Here is a 23,238-nt window from a genome sequence, read left to right on the forward strand (position 1 = left end):
GACATCCACTCATCAATCAATAGACCGGCGGCGAAACCACCCAGATGACAACAGCCGGCTCGCTACCCGGATTGCGCCAGCGGTAAGACTTGCCTTCGAAGCGAAAGGAGTCGCCTTCGCCAAGCCGGTGCCAGACCCCGGCTATTTCGATGTCGAACTGCCCGGACGCGATGTATCCGGCCTCCTCGGTCGGCCGGCGGGCCTCGTTCTTCAACTCCGCTCCCGGCGCGAAGACCGACCGCACCATCTCGAAGCTACCACCGAGGTCCGGTGACAGAAGCTCTTCCACCAGACCGGATTCGCTGGTGCCAAGCGTGCGGCGCCTGCCGGCGCGCACCACCACGCCGCGCTCGCTCTCCACGGGTACGTCATGGCTGAAGAACAGGCTGATCGGCACGCCGAACAGTTCGGCAAAGGCCCGGAGATCACTGAGCGATGGCGTCGACAGGCCGCGCTCGACCTGGCTGACCCAGCCGACCGAGCGGCCGAGCTTCAGCGCGATCTCGGCCAGCGTCAGTCCGCGCACCCGGCGCAAGGCCCTGATATCGCCGGCCAGGACTCGCTCGTCAGGTCCCTGTAATGTTCGTGCGGTAGGGGAGACCAAATCGCTCACTTCATGAAAATTTTCAGTCGAATTTCATGAGAAATCAAGCTCATGAAAAAATCAAGTAGATTTTCACCAATGCTCAAGATTTGCTTGCAGGATTTTGACGGTTCATGCAAAGGCTCCGCCGCGAGCGGCGAGTGGGGACGTCCGATCGACACAACGGCTAAGGGACGGCCCATGCTGGAAAAGAAGGCTCGAATCACGGTTGATGCCGAGATCGTCGACGACGCGATCATGTCGCGCCGTTCGGTGCGTGCATTTCTGCCCGACATGATCGATGACGAGACGATCCGTGACATACTGACTGTTGCGGCGCGCGCTCCCTCCGGCACCAATATGCAGCCGTGGCGGGTCTACGTTACCAAGGGCGGGACCAAGCAGCGGATCACGGATGCCATCATGAATTCCGGCATCCGCGCGGAAAAAGCCGACTGGGACGAATATCGCTATTATCCCACCCAGTTCTTCGAGCCTTATCTCACCCGCCGCCGTGCCAACGGGTTCGGCCTTTATGGCGCACTCGGCATAGGCCGCCGGGAGGTCGACAAGATGCGCGCCCAGCACGACCGCAACTTCGTCTTCTTCGATGCGCCGGTCGGCATGATCTTCACCATCGACCGCCGGCTCAACCAGGGTTCGTGGATCGATTACGGCATGTTCCTGCAAAACATCATGGTCGCGGCGCGGGGCAGGGGTCTGCATACCTGTCCGCAAGCGGCCTTCGCGCCCTATCACCGGCAGATCCGGCCGGTGCTCGGCATTCCCGACGAGGAGATCGTCGTCTGCGGCATGGCGCTCGGCTATGAAGACACTTCCAAGCCCGAGAACGCCTTCCGCACCGATCGTGAGCCGCTCGAGGAATGGGTGACGTTCAGCGAATAGGTCTCGGCCGCCAACCGGGGCAGGGCCGCTATTCCGTATTCATGTGCGCGCCGTGGCCGCTGACATGGGCGCCGTCCTGCGGCGTCAGCTTGAGATAGGCAAGCAGCGCGCAGAGCGTGATGATGCCCTCGATCACGAACAGGATCCGGAAATCGCTGGCGACGGCCGGCCCGCCGCCGGCGAGAAACGACAGCATCGCGGCAGCCAGGCCAACGCTGATGGCGACCGCCAGCTGCCACAAGATGTAGTAAAGCGCGCTGAAGCGGGCGAGCTGCTCGGGCGCGATGTCGGAATAGGCTAGATTGCCGGTCGAAGCCCATTGCACCGAGCGGAAGACGCCAAAGACGAAGATGTAGGTGAGCGTGATCCAGACCGGGGTCGTTGCTTGGATCAAGGCGAAGCCCGCGACCATGGCGGCAACCACGGGCGTGTTGAAGACCAGCACGCGGCGAAAACCGAAACGGTTGAGAAGGCGTGGCATGAAGAAACGCATACCCACCGAGCCGACCGCCGCAACGAAGGTCAGCGATCCCGCCTGCACCGCGCTCATGCCGAAGCCGAGCTGGAACATCAGCGGCAGCAGGAAGACGACGGAGCTGAGACCGATCGTGTCGAGGCCGCCTCCGGTAAGGAAGGAGATGCGGAAGGTGCGGATGCGCAGGAGCTTGAGATCGAGCAGGGGATTGCGCACACGCAGGCAATAGAAGGAGGCGGCCGTCAGGATGATGAGCGCCAGCGCAAGCTCGGCCGCGATCATGCCGCTGGCGGCGTCTTTCGCCGCAAGGGAGTCCATGCCGAAGACCAGCAGCACCATGCCGCTGCCGACCAGCACAAAGCCTGGAAAATCGAACCGCGTGCGCACGGGCTTGGTCATTGTCGGGAACAGTGAGGCGGCAAGGATTGCGGCGGCGAGCGCGAACGGCACGTTGATGAAGAAGATCCAGCGCCAGGAGATGTAGGTGGTCAGCGCGCCGCCGACGAGCGGACCGATCAGCGGCCCGGACTGGCCGGCCAGCGAGATATACATGTTGATCTTCAAGGTCCGGCTGCGCGGGAAGGTCGACAGGATGACGACCTGGCCGAGCGTGCCCATCAGTGCGCCACCGAAACCCTGCAGCGCGCGGGCGCCAACCAGCATCCAGATGTCGTTCGAGAGCCCGCACAGAGCCGATGAAGCGGCAAACACCAGCAAGGCGAAGCAATAGACGTTGCGCAGGCCGAAACGATCGGCCGCCCAGCCGCCGAGCGGCATGGAGATGATCAGGCTGGCGACGTAGACGGTGATCAGCAGGCCGAGCTGGCTCGGCGGACGGCCAAGGCTTTCGCTGATGCCCGGCAGCGCCGTCACCACGACATTCTGGTCGAGGCTGGTCATGAACACGCCGCAGGCGACCGTCAGCGGCAGCAGGAGCAAGGCTCTGGCCGGCACATCGGCGCGATCGGTGGCGCCGGCGGATAGTTCAGCAGTCATGGGGATGTTCGAACCAAATATGCCGACTTTGAGACCGGATTTTCATATCCCTTGGACCGTGGGCGGCCATGTTTTGCATCATGGGCGCCCGCGGCAGGATTCTCTAGCGGCAGAACTGGCCGGTATTGAGGCCAGAAGCAGCGGCAATGGGCACATCCGGCCGCACTGCCTACTGCACCTCGTAGCCGACTTCCTCGCTGGCATGGCAGAGCGCCTTCCAGAACGAGCGGGCGAAAGAGCGGAAGACATAGATGTCGAACTGGTCGGTGCCGGTGCGCTGGATCTGGGCGAAGACATCGTGATGCGTTGTCGAGCGGCCGGCGCCGACCGGAAAGGCGGGCAGAACGAAGTCGATGGCAAAGAATTTCGACAGCACCCATTCGGCTTTCGGCCCGGCAATGCGGATGGCGGTGCGGCCATGCGACAGGTCCGTCACCGTGCCGATGGCCGGCGTCACCGCCTTGGCGAAGGCCGCGGCCAATCCTTCGGCCTCATCGGCCACGGTGAATTTTCCCGGTGCGAAACCGAACACCGACTTCGCGCCGTCGCTCAAGCCGCCGCCGGCGCCGTCCGGCAGAGCGAGCCCGCTGACGGCGCGGATCGCTGCCATCAGTTTCTTCTCTTCGCCAGGCCATGCCGCGAGTTGCACGATCGAGCCCGGCCTGGTTTCGGTGAGCAGGATTTCGACGCCATGTTCGAAATTGCCGTGCGAGCCGACATGGAATTCCGGTTCGAGGGGCGATTGACGCTCAGCCATGCATGCGGGTCCCTTCCGGATCGTAGAAGTGGTTGGAGACGATCTCCACGGGTCCGAAGCGGCTGCGCAAGGGATCGGAGACATGGGCACGCGTGCCGTGCCTGGCCTTGCCGCCCTTGACCAGCGCCAGCGCGATATGCTTGCCGAGCGCCGGCGAATAACAGCAGGCGGTGATGTGCCCGATCGAGCCGTGCGGATTGACCTCGTCGACTTCCTCGACAATATGCGCGCCGCCATTGAGCGGCCGGTTGTCGAGCGCGATCAGGCCGACCAGTTCCAGCCGCTCGGACGCGACGAGGCCTTCCCGGTCCATCATCGCGGAGCCGATGAACGGCTTCTTCTTCGACAGCATCCAGTCGAGATGCAGGTCGCGCGCCGTGGTGCGGCCATCGATCTCGGCGCCGGTGACATGACCCTTCTCGATGCGCATCGTGCCCAGCGCCTCGAGCCCGTAGGTCACCAGCCCGAACGGCTTGCCGGCCTCGACCAAGGCTTCCCAGACATGGGTGCCGTGGCCGGCGCCGGAATAGACTTCGAAGGCCATTTCGCCGGAGAAGGATAGCCGGCAAATCATTACCGGCACACCTGATATCTCACCGTGCACGATGCCCATGAAGGGCAGCGTCGCATTGTCGACAGCCGTGCCGGTGACACAGGCCGCGAGAATCTGCCTCGCTTTGGGGCCGCCTATCGCGGCTCCCGCCCATTCGTCGGTCACCGAGGTGACATGGACCTTGAGTTCCGGCCAGATCACGTCGAGGAAATATTCCAGATGCTGCATCACCTTGCCGGCATTGGCCGTGGTGGTGGTCATCAGGAAATCCTGTTCGCCCAGCCGCCAGGTGGTGCCGTCGTCGAAGGCAAAACCGTCCTCGCGCAGCATCAGCCCGTAGCGTGCCTTGCCGACGGCGAGCGTCGAGAACATGTTGGTGTAGACGCGGTCCAGGAACGCGGCCGCGTCGGGGCCTTGCACGGCGATCTTGCCCAGTGTCGAGACATCGACCATGCCCGCGCTTTCGCGCGTCGCCTTGGCTTCTCGCACATAGGCCTGTTCGACAGTCTCGCCTGAAAGCCCGTAGATCATCGGCCGGTACCAGAGGCCGGCCGAATACATGGTCGCGCCATTGGCGAGGTGCCAGTCATGCATCGGCGTAAGCCGCTCGGGCTTGAGGTCACCGAAACGTTCGGCTGCCAGCGAGCCGATCGACACTGGCGCGAAGGGCGGCCGGAAGCGGGTCGTGCCGACTTCCGGGATCGGCTTGCCGAGCGCTTCCGCCATGATGGCAAGGCCGGGGATGTTGGAGCTCTTGCCCTGGTCGGTGGCCATGCCGAGCGTGGTGTAGCGCTTCAGGTGCTCGACTGAGACGAAGCCTTCGCGATGCGCCAGGCGGACATCCTCCGCCGTGACGTCGTGCTGCAAGTCGACAAAGCTCTTGCCGCTGCCCTTGATCTCGAACACAGGCGCGGGATCCTGGTCTCCAGGAGTTGCCTCGACAGTGGGCAGCGCCGCCGGCGTGCCTGTTCCTCCGGCTGCGGCAAGGCCTGCGGCGCGGCCTTCGGCGATCGCCTCGACCGTCGAAAAGCTGCCGGTGAAGGCGCCGGCGCCAATCCAGTTTTGTGTCGGCTTGGGCGGCAGGAAGGCTTGCCGGGCGGCGTTCCATTCCGCTTTGGCGCCGGCCTGGCTGGCCAGATGAATGGTCGGCGACCAGCCGCCCGACATCAGCAGGCAATCGGCATGGACGCTGCGCGCATCGCCGCTCAGCGCACCGGCGACCATGTCGAAACGCTGGACCTTGAGGCCGGACAAGGCCTTGCCACCTTCCGTGGCGACCACCGCATGGCCGGACAGCAATTCCGCCTCGGCTTCGCCGGCCAGGGCGCTCATCTCGGCGGAGGGCTGCGGGCGCACGTCGATGATGGCAACGATCGCGGCACCTGCCTGCTTCAGCGCCAACGCCGACCGGTAGGCGCTGTCATTGTTGGTGAACACCACCACCCGCTGCCCCGGCAGCACGCCGAATTCGCTGGCGTAGCGCTGCGCCGCGTGCGCCAGCATCACGCCGGGCCGGTCATTGCCCGGGAACACCAGCGGCCTTTCGAAGGCGCCGGTGGCCAGCACCACGGATCCGGCGCGGATCGCCCAGTAACGATGGCGCGGCTCACCCTTTGCGGGCTGCGCCTTGTGGTCGCTGACCCGCTCGAGCGCGGCAAGCGTGTTGTTGTCGTAGTAACCCCAGACCGTGGTGCGCGGCAGAAGCCGGACATTGTCGCGGGCCTCGAGCTGGGCGACGGTGCGCCGCACCCATTCAGCCGCCGGTGCGCCATCGATGGTTTCGCCCGACCAGTTGCCCGAACCGCCGAAACGCGGCTCGAGATCGGCCAGGACAACGCGTGCGCCTTGATCGGCGGCAGCCTTGGCGGCCATCAGCCCGGCCGGGCCGGAGCCGACCACAAGCACGTCGCAAAACGCGTTCATGCGTTCATAGCGGGCCGGGTCCTTTGCCGATCCGGCGCTGCCGAGGCCGGCGGCGCGGCGGATGAAATGCTCGCAGAACATCCAGAAGCGCGTGCCTTTCAGCGGGCCGACAACCGGACCCATGAAGGTCTTGTAGTAGAAGCCGGCCGACAGGATCTTGCCGCCGAGCTGGTTGACGGCATGGATGTCCCAGGTGAGCGAGGGGAAACGGTTCTGGCTGACGGCGATCAGCCCGTCATGGATCTCGACCATGGTCGCCGGGATGTTGGGCTCGCGCACTTCGCCCTTCAGCACCGTTACCAGCGCGTTGGGCTCCTCGACGCCCGCGCTCAGCAGGCCGCGCGGCCGATGGTATTTGAAGGAACGTCCGAACAGCGTGACGCCATTGGCCAGCAGCGCGGACGCCAGCGTGTCGCCGCCATGCCCGGTATAGGCAACGCCGTCGAAAGTGAAGCGGATCGTCTTCAGCCGGTCTATGCGGCCGCCGGTGTCGGTGCGGCGCGGGCTCATGGCTTGTCCTCCGCCTTGCGGCGCGCGGCCGAGCTGTGATCGCCGCGCACGAAGGCGACACTGGAAATCTCATGCGTCAGCGTGTTGCGCACAACCCTCAGATGCGCCCGGCAGCCGCCGGAGTGCTGCCAGATCTCGTTGTGGTCGCCGGCCGGATTCAGCCGGTCGTAGACATAGGCGTTCCAGGCCTCGAAATTCTGCGAGGCGGGGTCGGGACGCTCGCGGTTTCCGTCGCCCTGATAGGTGAACTCGATGACGTCGCGCGGGCCGCAGTAGGGGCAAGTGATCAGCACGGAATGTTCCTAATGAAGCCGCGGGTTCGCGCCCTGACCCTTGTCGTCGATCACCAGGCCCCGATGAAAGCGGTCGAGCGTGAAAGGGGCGTTGAAATCGTGCGGCTGGTCCTTGGCGATGGTCCAGGCAAAGCACCAGCCGGAAGCCGGAGTCGCCTTGAAGCCGCCATAGCACCAGCCGCAATTGAGATACATGCCGGGCAGGGGGCCGATGGTGATGATCGGCGAGCCATCCATCGACATGTCGCAGACGCCGCCCCAGGAGCGCAGCATGCGCACGCGGGCAAGGCCTGGGAAAAGCGCCAGCATCTCGCTCATCACCTCGTCGACGATGGGCAGATTGCCGCGCTGGGCGTAGCTGTTGTAGCCGTCGATGTCGCCGCCATAGACAAGGCCGCCCTTGTCGGACTGCGACATGTAGAAATGGCCCATGCCGAAGGTCACGACGGTGTCGATGAAAGGTTTCAGCGATTCGGTGACGAAGGCCTGCAGCACATGGCTTTCGATCGGCATCGTCTCGACGCCGGCCAATTGCATGACGCGGCCGGTGCTGCCGGCCACCGCGACCGCCACTTTCTTGGCCCTGATATCGCCGCGCGAGGTGGTGACGCCGGTGATGCGGTCGCCGTCGCGCAGGAAGCCGGTGACCTCGCAATTCTCGATGATGTCGACGCCGCGGCGGTCGGCGCCGCGCGCATAGCCCCAGGCAACCGCATCGTGCCGGGCGGTGCCGGCGCGCCGCTGCATCAGGCCGCCAACCACGGGAAAGCGTGCATCATTGGAGATATCGAGCGCCGGGATCAGGCGCTTGATCTCGGCTGGCGTCATCAATTCCGCGTCGACGCCGAGATGGCGCATGGCGTTGCCGCGCCTCGCGTAGTCGTCGAACTGAGCCGGCGTGTGCGCCAGGTTCAGGCAGCCGCGCTGCGAGAACATGACGTTGTAATTGAGCTCGTGCGACAGGCCCTCCCAAAGCTTCATCGAATGCTCGTAGAAGCGGGTATTGGCCGGCAGCAGATAGTTCGAGCGCACGGCCGTGGTGTTGCGGCCGACATTGCCGGATCCCAGCCAGCCTTTCTCCAGTACCGCGACATTGGTGATGCCGTGTTCCTTGGCCAGATAGTAGGCGGTCGCCAGGCCGTGACCGCCGCCGCCGATGATGACGACGTCGTAGGATGCCTTCGGATCCGGCTTGCGCCAGGCCGGCTTCCAGTCCTTGTTTCCCTTGAGCGCGTTCGCGAGCAGCGAAAGGGCCGAGTACTCTGCCATGTGTAAGGTGTCCGTTGCGGGCGATGCGGCAGACTATAGAGCAGGCCGCATCGGCAAAGCCAATATTGCGCCATGGCCTTTCGACTGGCCGACGCCTCGATGCGACGGCTTGCCCCATGATATGGCCGTCTTTATCAAGGACAGGCTTTTTTTGAATTGCCTTTGCGCTCCGTGAGTCGCCAACAGATCATGCTTTTTCGATTGCTTCGCCTCATCCTGATCCTCGCGCTTGTCGTTTCGGCGCCGCCTTCGTTCGAGGCGATGGCGCAAGCGCTCGGCCAGGGCGCCGCCGGATTGGTCACCGATCAGCAGAAGGTCATCCAGGGCCTGACAGCCAAAACCGATGATCTCGAGAAGAAAATACAGCAGGACGGTGAGGACGATGCCTCGCTCGTGGATATCCGTCTGCAACTGGAGGATCTGTCGCGGTCGGCACTCACCAGTGCGCTGGCATTCCGTTCGCGCCTCACCGACATCAACAATCGCATCGAGGTGCTGGGCCCGCCGCCGGCGGCGGGCCAGCCGCAGGAGCCCGACATAGTGACCGGCGAACGCCAGGCGCTGGCGTCGGAGAAGGCCGAGATCAACGCGGTCGTCGCCAGCGCACAGAACCTGTCGATCCGCATCAGCGGGCTGATCGACAAGATCGGCAACATGCGCAGCGCGCTGTTCCGCAATCTTTTGACCAAGCGCTACGTACTCTCGGACGCCTTGAGCCCGCAGGTGTTTTCCGATGCGCGCGACGAGTTCGGCAATTTCTACAAGGCGGTGTCGTCCTGGCTGAGCTTCGCCATCAAGTTCAAGTTCCAGGCCATCCTGGCGGCAACCTTCGTGGCGCTCGGCCTGGCGCTGGTGCTTCTGGTCGGCGGGCGGCGCCTGTTCGGGCGGGTGTTCGAGGCCGACCCCAGCAATGAGGATCCATCCTATCTCAGCCGTCTTTCGGTGGCCTTCTGGTCGACCTTGCTGCCGACGCTGGCGGTTGCCGCGTTTCTCGGCTCGACTATCTTCTTTTTCAACTATTACAACGTCTTGCGCGGCGATATTGGGCTTTTCCTCAATGCGTTGGCCACCGTCATCGGCGTGGTGTTTTGCGTCAACCGGCTGACCAACGCGGCACTCGAGCCGCGTTTGCCCAACTGGCGTCTCATCCCCGTCGAAACCGGGCCGGCGCGCTGGCTGGTCCGCCTGACCACCGCCATGGCCGTGGTCATCAGCTTCAACACCTTCCTGTCGATCGTGAACGACAAGATGGGGTCGCCGCTGTCGCTGACCATCGCGCGCAGTTTCGTCGCCACCATCATCGTCGGCGTCATCCTGATCCTGATGGCGATGCTGAGGCCCTTCAAGGCGCGTGACGGAAGCTGGCGCCCGTGGCCGGCATGGCTGCGCTACACCTCGCTCGGGCTCGGGCTTTTCACCATCATCGCGGCGCTACTCGGTTATATCGGCCTTGCGCTGTTCGTATCGCTGCAGGTCGTGGTCACCGGCACCGCGCTGATAACAGCCTATATCGGCTTCCTGTCGGCGCAGGCGATCGGCGAGGAGGGCGCTTTCGCCAACACCTCGGTCGGGCGCTGGCTGTCGGCCAATTCCAGCTACGAGGATACCGCGCTCGACCAGCTCGGCCTTGTCGTCAGCATCGCCATCAACCTGATGATCGTGCTGGTTTTCCTGCCGCTGATCCTCTTGATGTGGGGCTTCCAGCCCGGCGATATCGAGGCGTGGGCATATAAGCTCGCTACCGGCATCAATATCGGTTCGGTGACGATTTCGGTCACCGGCATCCTGTCGGGCATCGTTGTCTTCGTCATCGGCTATTTCCTGACGCGCTGGTTCCAGGGCTGGCTCGACGGCTCCGTCATGGCGCGCGGCAAGGTCGATACCGGGGTGCGCAACTCGATCCGGCTGGCGGTCGGCTATGCCGGCGTAGCGCTCGCCGCACTGGTCGGCATCTCGGCCGCGGGCATCGACCTCTCCAGCCTGGCGCTGGTCGCCGGTGCTCTCTCCCTCGGTATCGGTTTCGGCCTGCAGAATGTGGTGTCTAATTTCGTCTCCGGCCTGATCCTTTTGGCCGAGCGCCCGTTCAAGGTCGGCGACTGGATCGTGGCCGGCGACGTCAGCGGCACGGTCAAGAAGATCAGCGTGCGCGCCACGGAGATCGAGACCTTCCAGCGGCAGTCGGTGATCCTGCCCAATTCCAACCTGATCAACAACGCCGTCGGCAACTGGACGCACCGCAACAAGCTCGGCCGCATCGACATCAAGGTCGGCGTCGCCTATGGCAGCGACGTCAAGCAGGTCCACGCCGTGCTGCTGGATATCGCGCGCAGCCATCCGCTGGTGTTGAAGAATCCCGAGCCTTTCGTGCTGTTTTCCAATTTCGGACCCGCCGCGCTCGAATTCGAGATTCGTGTGTTCCTGGCCGATGTGATGAACGGCAACATCGTGCAGAACGACGTCCGCTTCACCGTGCTGGAGAAGTTCGACGACCAGCACATCGAAATCCCTTCCACGCCGCGCGCGGTCGTCGAGGCCAAGAAGCACCAGGCTTGGCCAACCGATGACGACAAGATCGAGGCCGATTTCGCGGAGCAGGAAGAGGCCAAGGCGCAAGCCGAGGCGGAGTCGAAAAAGCTGCCGAAGCCGCGCAAGTCCAAGAAGCCCGATCCGGACTAGGCCCGGCATCCGGCCTGCCGGGCGGCGCCCGTCGCTGCCTTTCGGCTCATTTCGTGCCGGGCGGCCAGATTAACGGGGTGGGCAAAAGCCAAAGCCAATTGCGGCATGAATGCGGCATTCAGTTGCGGTTCAGCTTTCATCTCATATAAGCTCCCATGCAACGGCGAAAATGCCTTGTGAAATGCAACAGAGGCGGTGGGAACACCGATACTGCAAATGTGGAAGTCTCTCGTCGCTGCCGTGGCTTTGCTCGCCGTGAGCGGCTCGGCCCATGCCGCCAGCGCGGTCAACAAGGACGCCGAGACCCGCACGCTGGTCGTGACCGAGGGCGGCAGCAAGACCGAGCTTGCCCTGGCCGGCGGTGAAACCGTCGAGTTCTGCCAGAACGGCTGCTTCGTCACCTTGCCGAACGGTGACCTCGAAGCCCTGACCGGTTCGGAAACCATCGAGATTTCCGGCGGCGTCGCCCGCATCAAGTAATGTCCGTGGCATGGTTGGAAAGGCCGGGCATTTGTCCGGCCTTTTATCGTTTCCGGTAGCTGTTGCTTAACAGTGACGCCTGAAATACCGCCGCGGCAGCCGCCTGCAACCGTACGTTTTAACGTTCGCTAGGCGATCCCCCGCTATACCACTGTCCAAGACGCCGAAATACGGCGCTCAAGGGGTTCCGGTTTCCGGATCATATGCTGGCAGGGCAGGACGGGCATGGACGCGCGGTCGGACAGGAACGCAATACCGCTTGCGGTCGATCTCGACGGCACGCTGATCGCGACCGACCTGTTGTGGGAAGGACTGTTCATCCTCCTCAAGAAGAACCCGCTCTATCTTTTCCTGGTGCCTTTCTGGGCGGCCGGGGGACCGGCGCGGCTGAAGCAGGCGATCGCCCAGCGCGTGGACATCGACCCCGCCACGCTGCCCTATCGGGCGCCGTTGCTCGACCGGCTCCGCACCGAGCACGCCGAAGGCCGCAAGCTCGTGCTGGCCACCGGCACGCCGCGCAAGTTCGCCGACGCCATTGCCGTCCATCTCGGCATCTTCGACCGGGTGCTGGCCACCGACGGCCTCGACAATCTCACTTCGGGCAAGAAGCGCGCCTCGCTCCTCGCGGCCTATGGCGATGCCGGTTTCGACTATGCCGGCAACAGCCGCCATGACCTCCAGGTCTTCGACGCGGCGCGCAGCGCGATCGTGGTGGCGCCGGACCGTCATGCCGCACGCTGGCAGGCGGCGCATGGCGCCGAAACGATGCCGGCTCCGAAGCCGACATTGCCGACCATCATCAAGATGCTGCGCGTCCACCAATGGCTGAAGAATTCGCTGATCGCCGTGCCGATGATGCTGTCGCACGAATATTTCAACTCCAACATGATCTGGGAGTGCCTGCTGGCATTCATCTCGTTCAGCGCGGTTGCCTCGGCGATCTATATACTCAACGACTTCTTCGACCTTGCGCTCGACCGCAAGCACGTCACCAAGCGCAACAGGCCGTTCGCCAGCGGCGCGCTATCGATCCCGTTCGGCCTTGGCGCGATCGCGGTGCTGCTGGTGATCGGCGTCGGCACCGGCTGCCTTCTGCCGATCGAATTCCTCGGGGTGCTCGGCGGCTATATGGTCGTTACGACCGCCTATTCGCTGTCGTTCAAACGCATGCTTCTGGTCGACGTGCTGACGCTTGCCGGGCTCTATACGATCCGTGTGCTGGCGGGCGCGGCCGCCACAGGCGTCGACGTCTCGTTCTGGCTGCTCGCCTTCTCGATCTTCTTCTTCCTGTCGCTGGCGCTGGTGAAGCGCTTCGTCGAATTGCGCACCACCGCCATTCCGCCAGGCGAACGCATTGCCGGCCGCGGCTATCGCACCGAAGACCAGGAGATCGTCGCCCAGGCCGGCATGGCTTCGGCCTTCTCCTCGGCGCTGGTGCTGGCGCTCTACATGGACAGCGTCGCGGTGCGCGAACTTTATCCGCATCCCTGGCTGATCTGGCCGCTGGCGCCGATCGTGCTCTACCTCACCATGCGCGTCTGGATCCTGGCGCGCCGCGACGAAATGCACGATGACCCGGTCGTCTTCATCATACGCGACTGGCGTAGCCAGATCGTGGTAGCGATCGGCGCCGTGCTGCTGGTCATCGGGGGCTGGTAGGCATGGCCGAACGCTTCCAGAGCTTTGGCCTTGCCACGCCGCCTGCGGCAAGGGCGATGCATGCCGATGACGCCATTGCACTGCTGAAAGGCGGCCAGGCCAGGCAAGCATCGTTGCTTGCCTATGGCAATGGCCGGTCCTATGGCGATTCCTGCCAGAACCAGGCCGGCACGGTCATCGACATGCGGTCCCTGAACCGCATTCGCGGCTTCAACGCCGAGAGCGGCCTGCTCGAAGCGGATGCCGGTGTGCTGCTCGCGGATGTCATTGCACATGCCGCGCCTCACGGTTTCTTTCCGGCGGTGGTCCCCGGCACACAATTCGTCACGCTCGGCGGCGCCATCGCCAACGATGTCCATGGCAAGAACCATCACCGGCGCGGCACGTTCGGTTGCCATGTGGAAAGCTTCACCCTGCTGCGGTCGGACGGGCGTAGCTGTCGCTGCTCGGCGACCGAAAATCCGCGTCTGTTTCGGGCGACCATCGGGGGCATGGGCCTCACGGGCCTGATTCTGTCGGCCTCGATCCGGCTGATGCGGGTTCCGTCGCTCGACATCATCGAAAAGACGGCGCGGTTTCGCGATCTCGGCGAATATTTCGACCTTGCCGAGGCTGCGGACCAGGCCAATGAATATGCCGTCGCCTGGATCGACCAACTTGCCCGTGGCCGCGACAGCGGACGGGGCTTGCTGTTTACCGGCAACCACGCCGAGCATGGCTCGCACGCGGCCGCGCGTGCAAACGGGAAATTCTCGGTGCCGTTCCAGCCGCCTTTCAACGTGCTCAGCCGGCCGTTCCTGACCGCGTTCAACGCTGCCTACAGGTGGAAAAAACGCCCGGCTACCGTGCCGCGCCAGGTCGAATACCAGGGCTTTTTCTTCCCGCTCGACGGTTTGCACGACTGGAACAGGCTCTATGGCCCGAAGGGGCTGTTCCAGCATCAAAGCGTGGTCCCGGAAGAGGCGGCGCGCGCGATCGTGCCGGCATTGCTGACGGCTGCCCGCCAGGCCAGGCAGGGGTCCTTCCTCACCGTCCTGAAGCGCTTCGGCGGAGTCCGCTCGCCGGCACTGCTGTCGTTCCCGAGGCCGGGCTACACGCTGACGCTGGACTTCCCCAACAGGGGAGCGGCGACGCTTGCCCTGCTCGGCGAGCTCGACCGCATGACCATCGCGGCCGGCGGGGCGGTCAACCCTTACAAGGATGCACGCATGTCGGCTGCGACCTTCAGCGCTTCGTTCCCCGACTGGCCGAGACTGGAAGCGTTGCGCGATCCCGCCTTCATGTCCGATTTCTGGGCGCGCACGGCCGGGAGCATCGACCACAGGCGCCGCGGCGCCGAGGCGGCCGAATAGATAAAATTGGAATGAATCATGGTTTCTGAGCGCTTAACGGCAAGGTTTACTCAAAATAGTCTCGTGAGTTCACGAAATCTTTTCAGGTTTGTATTATCTGATATTGCAGGGGTGGCGGGTTGAAATGAAATATATCGTCTTCATTCTCTTTACGGTCATGACCAATGCCGCCGCGCAGCTTATGCTGAAGCAAGGCATGATTTCGCTCGGACCGATTTCGTTCGAGGGCACCAATCCGCTGATCAAGCTGTTGCAGATCGTCTTCAGCCCCTGGGTCTTCCTTGGCCTGTGCACCTTCGTCATTTCGATGGTCTCGCACCTCTATGTGCTTTCCAAAGTCGAACTCTCCTTTGCCTATCCGTTTCTCAGCCTGGCTTACGTCGCCGTCGCGATCTTCGCCTATTTCGTGTTCCGCGAGGATCTCAACGGCTGGCGCATCGCCGGCATCGCCTGCATCTGCGTCGGCACGGTGCTGATCGCGCAAAGTGGGCGAGGGCATGAGGAGCAGAGCGCGTCCATCACCTCCGACAAGATACAGGCAAACGAGATCGTTCGATGAGACATGTGATTTTCGGCGGTGACGGCTTCGTCGGCCGCCACCTTGCGCCGAAGCTTGTGGCCGATGGTGAGGAAGTCGTCGTCGTCGACATCGCCAAGAGCGACCTTGCGCATTACCGCAATGTCCGCTTCATCAAGTGCGACGTCACCGACCCGGGCTCGGTTGCCGCGGTCGGGCTGAAAGCCGACGACATGGTCTACAATTTGTCGGCCAAGATGCTGTCGCCTATCCAGGTGCGTGCCAAGCGGCACGATTTCTTCTTTCCGGTCAACGTCCACGGCACCGAGCACATCATGCAGGCCATGGACAAGGCTGGCGCGCCGAAGCTTGTCCACTACACGACCGACATGATCTACGGCCACACGGTCACCCAGCCGATGACCGAGGAGCATCCGGTCGCGCCGCTCGGCGAATATGGCTGGTCGAAGCAGAAGACCGAGGAACTGGCCGCCGAATGGCGCAGGCGCGGCATGTCGATCTCGCTGTTTCGTCCGCGCCTGATCATCGGACCCGGCCGGCTCGGCATCCTGGAAAAGCTGTTCAAGCTGATCGACTGGAGTTTTCCGGTGCCGATGATCGGTTCGGGCCGCAACCCTTATCAATTCATCTCGGTGTTCGACTGCGCCGAGGCCGCACGCGCGGCCTGGAAGGCCGGTGTGCCCAACGAGGCCTACAATCTCGGCTCGCTCAACCCGCCGCCGGTGAGAAAATTGCTCGGCGACCTGATCCGGCATGCCGGCTCGAAGTCGATCCTGCTGCCTACGCCCGGCTGGGCGGTCAAGCGCACGCTCGACCTGCTCGATCTCATCAACCTGCCGATCATGGATCCCGAGCAATATCTGATCGCCGACGAGGAATGCGTGCTCGACGTATCCAAGGCCGAGCGCCAGCTCGGCTGGGTGCCGCAATACCGCGACGAGGATATGCTGATCGCCGCCTACAGCGAATACCGCGCCAAGAAGGCAGGTCCCGCTGTCGCCACCAAACATGTGCCCGGCGAATAGCGGCCTGCCAACACAGCTTATTGCGCACGACGCTGGTCGGAGCGCTGACAGGAGATTGAAATGACCGTCATGGCCAAGCCGGAGCAGACGAATACGCGCGCCCTGGTCAGCGCGCCGACGCTGTCGCCCGCCACCATCGCCAAGCCCGACCTGATCAGCGTCGAGCAGGCCAAGGCGATGGATGTCGCAGGGATGACCGACCTGTTCAAGGCGCATCTCAACCCGGGCCAGCTGCATTTCATGAAGTTGCTCGGCTTCCACAAGATCAAGATCGAGCGTGCCGAGGGCATGTTCTACATCGACCAGAACGGCCGCAAGATCCTCGATTTCTTCGGCGGCTTCGGTTCGTTGGCCTTCGGCCACAACCATCCGCGCATTCTGGAAGTCCGCAAAAAATTCCAGGAGGAAAAGCGGCAGGAAATCGCCATCGCCTTCATGTCGCAATATGCGGCCGCGTTGGCGCACAACATCGCCAAATGCTCGCCTGGCGATCTCGATATGGTGTTCCTCGGCTCGTCCGGCTCGGAAGCGATGGAAGCGGCGGTGAAGCTCGCCGAGCGCGCCGCCGGTCCGAAGCGGCCGAAGATCGTCTATGCTGAGAATTCCTTCCACGGCAAGACGAAGGGTGTGCTGGGCATCACCGACGGCCAGCTCTATCGCGCCGACTTCAAGATGGCCGACAACACGGTGCGCATTCCCTTCGCCGACGTCGAAGCCGTGGAGCGCCTGTTCCGCTCCGATCCGGAAGTCGGCGTCATCGTGCTGGAAACCATCCAGGGCGGCGGCGGCATCATTCAGGCGCCGACTGAATACTGGCAAAAGCTGCGGGCGCTGTGCGACCAGTATGGCGTGCTGTGGGTCGCCGACGAAGTCCAGTGCGGCTATGGCCGCTCAGGCCGCTTCTATGCCTTCGAGCATTACGGCGTCGTGCCTGACGTGACGGCATTGGCCAAGTCGCTTGGCGCCGGCAAGGCAGCGGTCGGTGCGATGATTGCGCGCCGCGAAATCTACATGAAGGCCTACGGCACGCCGAAGACGGCGATGATCCATGCCATGGCCACCTTCGGTGGCATGGGCGAGGCGTGCGCCACCGCGATCGAGGGCATCAACGTGCTCTACGACGAGGGGCTGATCGACAACGCCGCCGTCACCGGCGATTACCTGCTGCAGCGCCTGCAGGCGCTCAGGGAAAAATACCCCAAGATCATCAAGGACGTGCGCGGCAAGGGTTTCATGATTGGCCTGGAGTTCCACGACTTCTCGCAGACCTTGCCTATGGTACTGCGCCCCATCGTCAGCGTGCTCGACGACAAGCTGAAGGGCTCGCTGTCCGGCTTCGTCGGCGCGCTGTTGTTGCGCGACTATGACGTGCTCGTTGCCTTCACCGAATACAACCGCAACGTCATCCGGCTCGAGCCGCCGCTGATCTGCCAGCGCGAGCATGTCGACCGCTTCGTCGACGCCTTCGACAGCCTTTTGTCGCGCGGCATCGTGGCGATCGTGAAGGATTTCGTCAAAAGCCAAGTCCGTTAACGAGGTTCGCTGAACACTGTCATGCTGACCAAGTCGCCCTCTGCAAAGAATCCACTCGACCGGCTCGTCGAGGCCGGCCTGGCGTGGTGTGAGGGAACTTATGCGCGGCTGGCGGCTCCGATCGGCGCCGCGGCTTTCGCGCTCTATATCCTTCTGACGGCGTTCACGGCCTGGGTGATGCCCGACGCCAACTGGGACATGCTGCCCTATCTCGCCATATCGGAGGAGAGCACCTACCCCGATGCGCAAGCGCTGCATGACTATACCTACGACACCGTCAAATCGGGTGTCTCGGCCGGCGACTACAAGGCGCTGACCGACGATGGCGGCGGCTTCCGCAGCCACATGGCGCAGAACGCCGCCGACTTCCATTCGCTGCTCGGCATGTACCGGATCAAGTTCCTCTATGCCGAAATCCTGTCGACGCTGAGCGGGGTGATGTCACCGGTCGAGGCGATGCGTCTGGTGCAGGTGTTTTCGGCACTGCTGTTCGGCGCGATCACGCTGCTCTGGCTGCGTTCGCAAAACGCATTGGCCCTGGCGCCGGTGGTCGGCGCGGTGCTGATCATGGCCGATTTCGGCGATGCGGCGCGCGCCTCGACGCCGGATCTGCTCACCTCGGCGCTGCTGCTCGGCGGGCTCTACGCCTACGTCAGAGGCCGCGAGGCGGCGACGGCGATCCTGCTCTTTCTCGCCTTCATGGTGCGACCGGACAATATTGTTTTCCTTGCTGTTTTCGCTGTGCTGCTGGTCGTCTTCCGGCAGCAGGCATGGGGCGCGCTGGCCGGCTTTGCCGCGTCCTTCATTGCCTATTTCGCCATTTCGCACTGGGCCCATCATCCCGGCTGGTGGCCGCATCTTTGGTTCTCCAGCATCGAACAGCACTACAATATGGACGGGTTCGAGCCGGCCTTCTCGGTCATCGCCTATCTCAGGGCGTTCGCCACGTCGCTGCTGCGCGCCGTCAACCTGAACAGTTGGATCGGCGTTTCGGTGCTGGCGCTGGCCGGCTGGTATGCGGCGAGCCGGGCCGGCTTCAAGCTCGATCGCCGCGCCGGTATCCTGTTCGCGGCGCTGGTGCTCGGCGCGCTAGCCAAATTCACCGTCTTTCCGATCCACGACACGCGCATCTATTTCCCGCATCTGATCCCGCCATTCCTGCTGCTGGCACCGCCCTTCATGGAACTGTGGGCGGCGGTCGCCCGTGGCCAGCATCGCGCCGCCTTGCACGTCATTCCCGGAGACAAATCATGAGTTCGGTTTCCAGCCTGGCGCGCATTGCCCTGTCGCTTGGCCTTCCCGCCGGCCTGCTCGATCGCGGGCCGTCACTGCGCGGCACCAAATTCCTGGTCAAGGCGGCGCTGAGGGCGCATTTCGGTGTTGGCGGCCGGCCATTCCAGATGGTCAATGTCGGCGCCTGCGATGGCGCGCTGTTCGATGACGTGACGCCCTGGCTGCACCGCATCCCAAGGGCCCGCGCCGTGCTGGTCGAGCCGATCCCGTACAATCAGAAGCGGCTACGCGCCAACTATCCAGATACGGAGCGCTTCATCATCGAGCCTGTGGCGGTGACCAAGACCAAGGGCACCATCACCGTCCGCACTTTCGATGCCGCTGCCCTGGAGGCCGGCACGCTGCCGATCGAGTTCATCGGTTGCTCCTCGGTGACCGACACCAATTTGATGTCGGGCAAGAATGCCTGGGGCGAGGCCGACGCCAACTTCAACAACTTCGCGCCGCATCTGAAAGACATCGAGGTGCCGTCGGAGACCTTGCAGACATTGCTCGACCGCAACGGCGTCAGCCATATCGACGCCTTCCTCGTCGATTGCGAAGGCGCCGACTGGGTCGTGTTCGAGCAACTCGACCTCAAGCGCTACCGTCCCGGCATGATCAAGATCGAGGTCGGTGCGCTGCCCGCCCCGGAAATCGGCCAGGTCGTGGTCAAGCTGAAGACGGCGGGCTACCAGGTCGGCTTCCAGGCCGAGGACGTCTGGGCGTTTGCCTGACGGTAGCTGTTTTTCCTGAGCCACGACGGGTCGCGCCGCATCCGTGGCGTGTCGCAAACAGGCGGTAGCGCAGTGCCCGCCGCCTGCATATTGTGCGCCGATCAAACGGGCGCCGACGCCGCCCGCAACAGCACTTGGAGTCGCGGGCAATGGCAGAATTTCCGAAAAAGGCGAAGGTCGTCATCATTGGCCTCGGCGGCATTGTCGGTGCATCGATCGCTCATCATCTGATCGAACGCGGCTGGGACGACATTGTCGGCATCGACAAGTCGGGCATCCCGACCGATATCGGCTCGACCGCGCATGCGTCGGACTTCTGCTACACCACCAGCCACGATTTCCTGTCATGCTGGACGACGCTCTATTCCATCGATTTCTACGAGAAGATGGGCCATTACGCGCGTGTCGGCGGCCTCGAGGTCGCCCGCGTCGGCGACGACAGCCGCATGGACGAGATCAAGCGCAAGATCGCTTCGGCCAAGGCCTTCGGCACGCGCGCCCGGCTGATCGAACCAGCCGAGATCAAGGAAAAATTCCCGCTGATCGAAGAGGATCTGGTGCAGGGCGGCCTGTGGGATCCGGACGCCGGGCTCGTCATCCCGCGCTCCCAGACCGTTGCCGGCAAGCTGGTCGACCAGGCGGAAGCGTCCGGCAAGCTCAAACCCTTCGCCAACACGCCGGCGAAGTCGCTTGTCGTCAAGGACGGCCGCATCAGCGCCGTGGTGACCGACCGCGGCACGATCGAGGCCGACTATGTCATCGTCTGCGCCGGCATCTGGGGACGGCTGATCGCCGAGATGGTCGGCGAGGATCTGCCGGTCATGCCGATCGACCATCCGCTGACCTTCTTCGGGCCCTACACCGAATTTGCCGGCACCGGCAAGGAGATCGGCTGGCCACTGCTGCGCGACCAGGGCAACTCGGCCTATATGCGCGACACCGGCGACCCCAAGACCGCCGAGGGCGGCCAGATCGAATGGGGCTATTACGAAGAGACCAATCCGCGCCTCTGCCACCCGCGCGATCTGCTTGAGAAGGACCAGGCACGGCTGTCGCCGTCGCAGCGCGATCTCGACATGGAGCAGATCCTGGCGCCGCTGGAACGCGCCATGGAACTGACGCCGATTCTGGGCGAACTCGGCTACAACGAAGGCCATTCCTTCAACGGCCTGTTGCAGGTGACTGCCGATGGCGGGCCGTCGATGGGCGAGAGCCAGAAGGTGAGGGGTCTCTGGTACGCCGTCGCCATCTGGGTCAAGGATGGCCCCGGCATGGGCAAGCTGATCGCCGACTGGATGACCGACGGTCGCACCGAGATCGACCATCACGCCATCGACTATGCGCGCTTCTATCCGCACCAGACGAAGGAACAGTTCATCTGGGATCGCTGCACCGAGACGGCGATGAAGGTCTACAATCCGGCGGTGCATCCGCGCGAGCCCTTCTCCAAGGGTCGCAACATCAGGCGCTCGCCGTTCTGGGAGCGCGAGAAGGAACTCGGCGGCTATTTCATGGAGCTCGGCGGCTGGGAGCGCGCGCATGGTTACGCCGCCAACGAGCATCTGCTCGAGAAGTATGGCAACCGGGTGCCCGTGCGCGAGAACGAGTGGGACAACCGCCACTTCTGGCGCGTCTCGAACGCAGAGCATTTGGCGATGAGCGAGGATTGCGGCATCGTCAACCTCTCGCATTTCTCGATGTATGACATCGAGGGACCCGACCATGTCGCACTGCTGGAATGGCTGTGCGCGGCCAAGATCGGCGGCGACAACAACATCGGCAAGGGCATCTACACCCACTTCCTCGATGAGGAAGGCATGGTGCGCGCCGACTTCACCGTGATCCGCATGGCCGACCGCTGCCGGCTGATCGACGGCGCCGATGCCGGGCCGCGCGACTTCCAGTACATGCGCCGCACGGCTCAGGACAAAGGGTTCGATGTCACCATCACCGATGTGACCGAGAAGTACGTCACCATCGGCATCTGGGGGCCGAACGCCCGCACCACCTTGCAAAAGGTGGTCGAGAACCCGGATGGGCTTTCACCGGAGAATTTTCCATTCGCGGCCATCAAGCCGGTCCGCATCGGTGGCAAGGATGTCACCGCGTTCCGCATATCCTATGTCGGCGAGCAAGGCTGGGAACTGCATATGCGCTACGAGGATGGCCTCGCCGTCTGGGACGCGCTGCGCTCGACCGGCGTCATGCCGTTCGGTGTCGAGACCTATGCCAACACCCGCCGCATGGAAAAGAGCCTGCGGTTGCAGAATGCCGACCTCTTGACCGAGTACAATCTGCTGGAGGCCGATCTCGCCCGTCCGAAGGTCAAGGAGAACGATTTCTCCGGCAAGGCCAAGCATGTCGAATACCGCGAACGCGCGCATCAGCCGGCCATGCTGTGTACGCTGGTGATGACCGAGAATACGGATTCCAGGGGTGTTGCCCGTTATCCCGTCGGCATCATGCCGGTGATCGACCCCGAGAGCGGAGAAACGCTGGTCGACGAACTCGGCCGTCGCTCCTTCACCACATCGGTCGCCTATGGCCCGACGATCGGCAAGAACATCGCGCTTGCCTATCTGCCCTGGGCCTATGCGCAGGAGGGCCGCAAGCTCATGGTCGAGTATTTCGGCGAGACCTATCCGGTCGAAGTCGCCGGCGTCGGTTACAAGCCGCTTTACGACCCGGAGAATCTGAAGCCGCGGAGCTGATCGTCCAGCGGTAGGGCTCGCATAGATTGGATCAGCCCGGCCACGGCCGGGCTTTTCTCTTTTTCAGTGGACGATTCTCGCTTACCCTTGCGCAATGTCTGGTTTGCCCTGCGCAAGACATCTGCTTTCCGCCTCTGCTGCACTGGCGTTGGTGCTCTGGCTGGCGCCAACGTCCCGCGCGGACGAGCCGGTCGATGTCGAGCTGGTGCTGGCGGTGGACGTTTCGCTGTCGATGTCGGCGGAGGAGCTGGAGATTCAGCGCCATGGTTACGCGGCGGCGTTGACGCATGACAATGTGCTGCAGGCGATCGCCGATGGCGCCTATGGCAAGATCGCCGTCACCTATGTCGAATGGGCCGGCACCAGCTGGCAACGCGTCATCGTGCCGTGGACGGTGATCGCGAGCCGGGCCGACGCGGAGCGGGTGGTGGCGCAATTGTCGGCCCAGCCGCCCAACAGCGCGCGGCGCACCTCGATCTCCGGCGCGCTGGAGTTCGGCAGCGACCTTTTCGCCGAAAGCGGCTACCAGGGAACCAAGCGCGTCATCGACATTTCGGGTGACGGGCCAAACAACCAGGGCGCGCCGGTCAATCTCGTCCGCGACGGGGTGGTCAGGCAAGGCATCGTCATCAACGGCCTGCCGCTGATGACCCGAGGCGGCTTTTCCGGCGTCTATGACGTCAACGATCTCGACCGCTACTACAGCGACTGCGTCATCGGCGGCGCCGGCGCCTTCATGATCCCAGTCAACGACTGGACGCAATTTCCCGAAGCCATCCGCCGCAAGCTGGTGCTGGAGCTTGCCGGCCCGGCGTCACCGCAATGGGCGGCGGAGGAGGCGGATCACCCGCCAGTGGTGCTGGCGCAGGACAAGCCCGCCGCCGACTGCCAGATCGGCGAGAAAATGTGGCGCAACCGCAACTGGATGCCCGACAGCCGGTAGGGCAATCCCAAACCGGGTTGCCGGCTGCTTTCCGCGCGAACACGTTC

General features: G+C 63.6%; 19 protein-coding genes. 12 read left to right on the forward strand and 7 right to left on the reverse strand.

What is annotated here, in order from left to right:
• Positions 1 to 16 precede the first annotated feature (16 nt).
• Entirely contained in the window at positions 17 to 613 is a 597-nt protein-coding gene (locus tag EN845_RS16060; RefSeq protein WP_167531379.1) for an XRE family transcriptional regulator, read from the reverse strand.
• Positions 614 to 784: 171 nt separating this feature from the next.
• On the opposite strand from EN845_RS16060, the gene EN845_RS16065 reads away from it, so the two are divergent.
• A complete protein-coding gene (locus tag EN845_RS16065) occupies positions 785 to 1,489 on the forward strand; it encodes a nitroreductase (protein ID WP_167531378.1) in 705 nt (234 codons plus the stop codon).
• Between the two features lie 28 nt (positions 1,490 to 1,517).
• On the opposite strand, the gene EN845_RS16070 is transcribed toward EN845_RS16065, so the two are convergent.
• The 5 genes from EN845_RS16070 to EN845_RS16090 form a co-directional block, all read right to left on the reverse strand.
• Positions 1,518 to 2,960: an MFS transporter gene (locus EN845_RS16070; protein ID WP_127871548.1), complete on the reverse strand. Its 1,443-nt coding sequence runs from the start codon at positions 2,958 to 2,960 to the stop codon at positions 1,518 to 1,520.
• 169 nt (positions 2,961 to 3,129) lie between these two features.
• Positions 3,130 to 3,717: a sarcosine oxidase subunit gamma gene (locus EN845_RS16075; RefSeq protein WP_127871547.1), complete on the reverse strand. Its 588-nt coding sequence runs from the start codon at positions 3,715 to 3,717 to the stop codon at positions 3,130 to 3,132.
• Complete coding sequence (locus tag EN845_RS16080; RefSeq protein WP_127871546.1) at positions 3,710 to 6,703, reverse strand: sarcosine oxidase subunit alpha; 2,994 nt, start codon at positions 6,701 to 6,703, stop codon at positions 3,710 to 3,712. Before EN845_RS16080 ends, EN845_RS16075 begins: the two co-directional genes overlap by 8 nt.
• Entirely contained in the window at positions 6,700 to 6,996 is a 297-nt protein-coding gene (locus EN845_RS16085; protein ID WP_027145874.1) for a sarcosine oxidase subunit delta, read from the reverse strand. Before EN845_RS16085 ends, EN845_RS16080 begins: the two co-directional genes overlap by 4 nt.
• Positions 6,997 to 7,005: 9 nt before the next feature.
• A complete protein-coding gene (locus EN845_RS16090; protein WP_127871545.1) occupies positions 7,006 to 8,265 on the reverse strand; it encodes a sarcosine oxidase subunit beta in 1,260 nt (419 codons plus the stop codon).
• Positions 8,266 to 8,454: 189 nt separating this feature from the next.
• Between EN845_RS16090 and EN845_RS16095 the strand changes: the two genes are divergently transcribed.
• On the forward strand, positions 8,455 to 10,941 hold the full coding sequence (locus EN845_RS16095; protein WP_127871544.1) for a mechanosensitive ion channel family protein: 2,487 nt from the start codon (positions 8,455 to 8,457) through the stop codon (positions 10,939 to 10,941).
• Here the strand turns inward: EN845_RS16095 and EN845_RS35490 are convergent.
• Positions 10,938 to 11,081 carry a hypothetical protein gene (locus EN845_RS35490; RefSeq protein ID WP_167531377.1) on the reverse strand — a complete coding sequence of 48 codons (144 nt, stop codon included), beginning with the start codon at positions 11,079 to 11,081 and terminating at the stop codon, positions 10,938 to 10,940. The two genes, EN845_RS16095 and EN845_RS35490, sit on opposite strands and share 4 nt — an antisense overlap.
• Before the next feature lie 76 nt (positions 11,082 to 11,157).
• On the opposite strand from EN845_RS35490, the gene EN845_RS16100 reads away from it, so the two are divergent.
• From EN845_RS16100 to EN845_RS16145, 10 genes are all read left to right on the forward strand, one after another.
• A complete protein-coding gene (locus tag EN845_RS16100) occupies positions 11,158 to 11,421 on the forward strand; it encodes a hypothetical protein (protein ID WP_127277681.1) in 264 nt (87 codons plus the stop codon).
• 225 nt (positions 11,422 to 11,646) lie between these two features.
• Positions 11,647 to 13,080 carry a UbiA family prenyltransferase gene (locus EN845_RS16105; RefSeq protein ID WP_127871543.1) on the forward strand — a complete coding sequence of 478 codons (1,434 nt, stop codon included), beginning with the start codon at positions 11,647 to 11,649 and terminating at the stop codon, positions 13,078 to 13,080.
• 2 nt (positions 13,081 to 13,082) lie between these two features.
• Positions 13,083 to 14,432 carry an FAD-binding oxidoreductase gene (locus EN845_RS16110; protein ID WP_127871542.1) on the forward strand — a complete coding sequence of 450 codons (1,350 nt, stop codon included), beginning with the start codon at positions 13,083 to 13,085 and terminating at the stop codon, positions 14,430 to 14,432.
• Between the two features lie 124 nt (positions 14,433 to 14,556).
• Positions 14,557 to 14,991: an EamA family transporter gene (locus EN845_RS16115; RefSeq protein WP_127871541.1), complete on the forward strand. Its 435-nt coding sequence runs from the start codon at positions 14,557 to 14,559 to the stop codon at positions 14,989 to 14,991.
• A complete protein-coding gene (locus EN845_RS16120) occupies positions 14,988 to 15,995 on the forward strand; it encodes an NAD(P)-dependent oxidoreductase (protein WP_127277685.1) in 1,008 nt (335 codons plus the stop codon). Before EN845_RS16115 ends, EN845_RS16120 begins: the two co-directional genes overlap by 4 nt.
• A gap of 60 nt (positions 15,996 to 16,055) precedes the next feature.
• Positions 16,056 to 17,528: an aspartate aminotransferase family protein gene (locus EN845_RS16125; RefSeq protein ID WP_127871540.1), complete on the forward strand. Its 1,473-nt coding sequence runs from the start codon at positions 16,056 to 16,058 to the stop codon at positions 17,526 to 17,528.
• 21 nt (positions 17,529 to 17,549) lie between these two features.
• Positions 17,550 to 18,782: a hypothetical protein gene (locus EN845_RS16130; RefSeq protein ID WP_127871539.1), complete on the forward strand. Its 1,233-nt coding sequence runs from the start codon at positions 17,550 to 17,552 to the stop codon at positions 18,780 to 18,782.
• Positions 18,779 to 19,537, forward strand: coding sequence for an FkbM family methyltransferase (locus EN845_RS16135; RefSeq protein WP_127871538.1), 759 nt, complete (start codon positions 18,779 to 18,781; stop codon positions 19,535 to 19,537). The genes EN845_RS16130 and EN845_RS16135 overlap by 4 nt, the downstream gene beginning before the upstream one ends.
• A 149-nt stretch (positions 19,538 to 19,686) precedes the next feature.
• Entirely contained in the window at positions 19,687 to 22,248 is a 2,562-nt protein-coding gene (locus tag EN845_RS16140) for an FAD-dependent oxidoreductase (RefSeq protein WP_127871537.1), read from the forward strand.
• 94 nt (positions 22,249 to 22,342) lie between these two features.
• Positions 22,343 to 23,191 carry a DUF1194 domain-containing protein gene (locus EN845_RS16145; protein WP_167531376.1) on the forward strand — a complete coding sequence of 283 codons (849 nt, stop codon included), beginning with the start codon at positions 22,343 to 22,345 and terminating at the stop codon, positions 23,189 to 23,191.
• The last annotated feature ends 47 nt before the right edge of the window (positions 23,192 to 23,238 follow it).

It is taken from the genome of Mesorhizobium sp. M8A.F.Ca.ET.202.01.1.1, assembly GCF_004791595.1.
GTDB lineage: Bacteria > Pseudomonadota > Alphaproteobacteria > Rhizobiales > Rhizobiaceae > Mesorhizobium.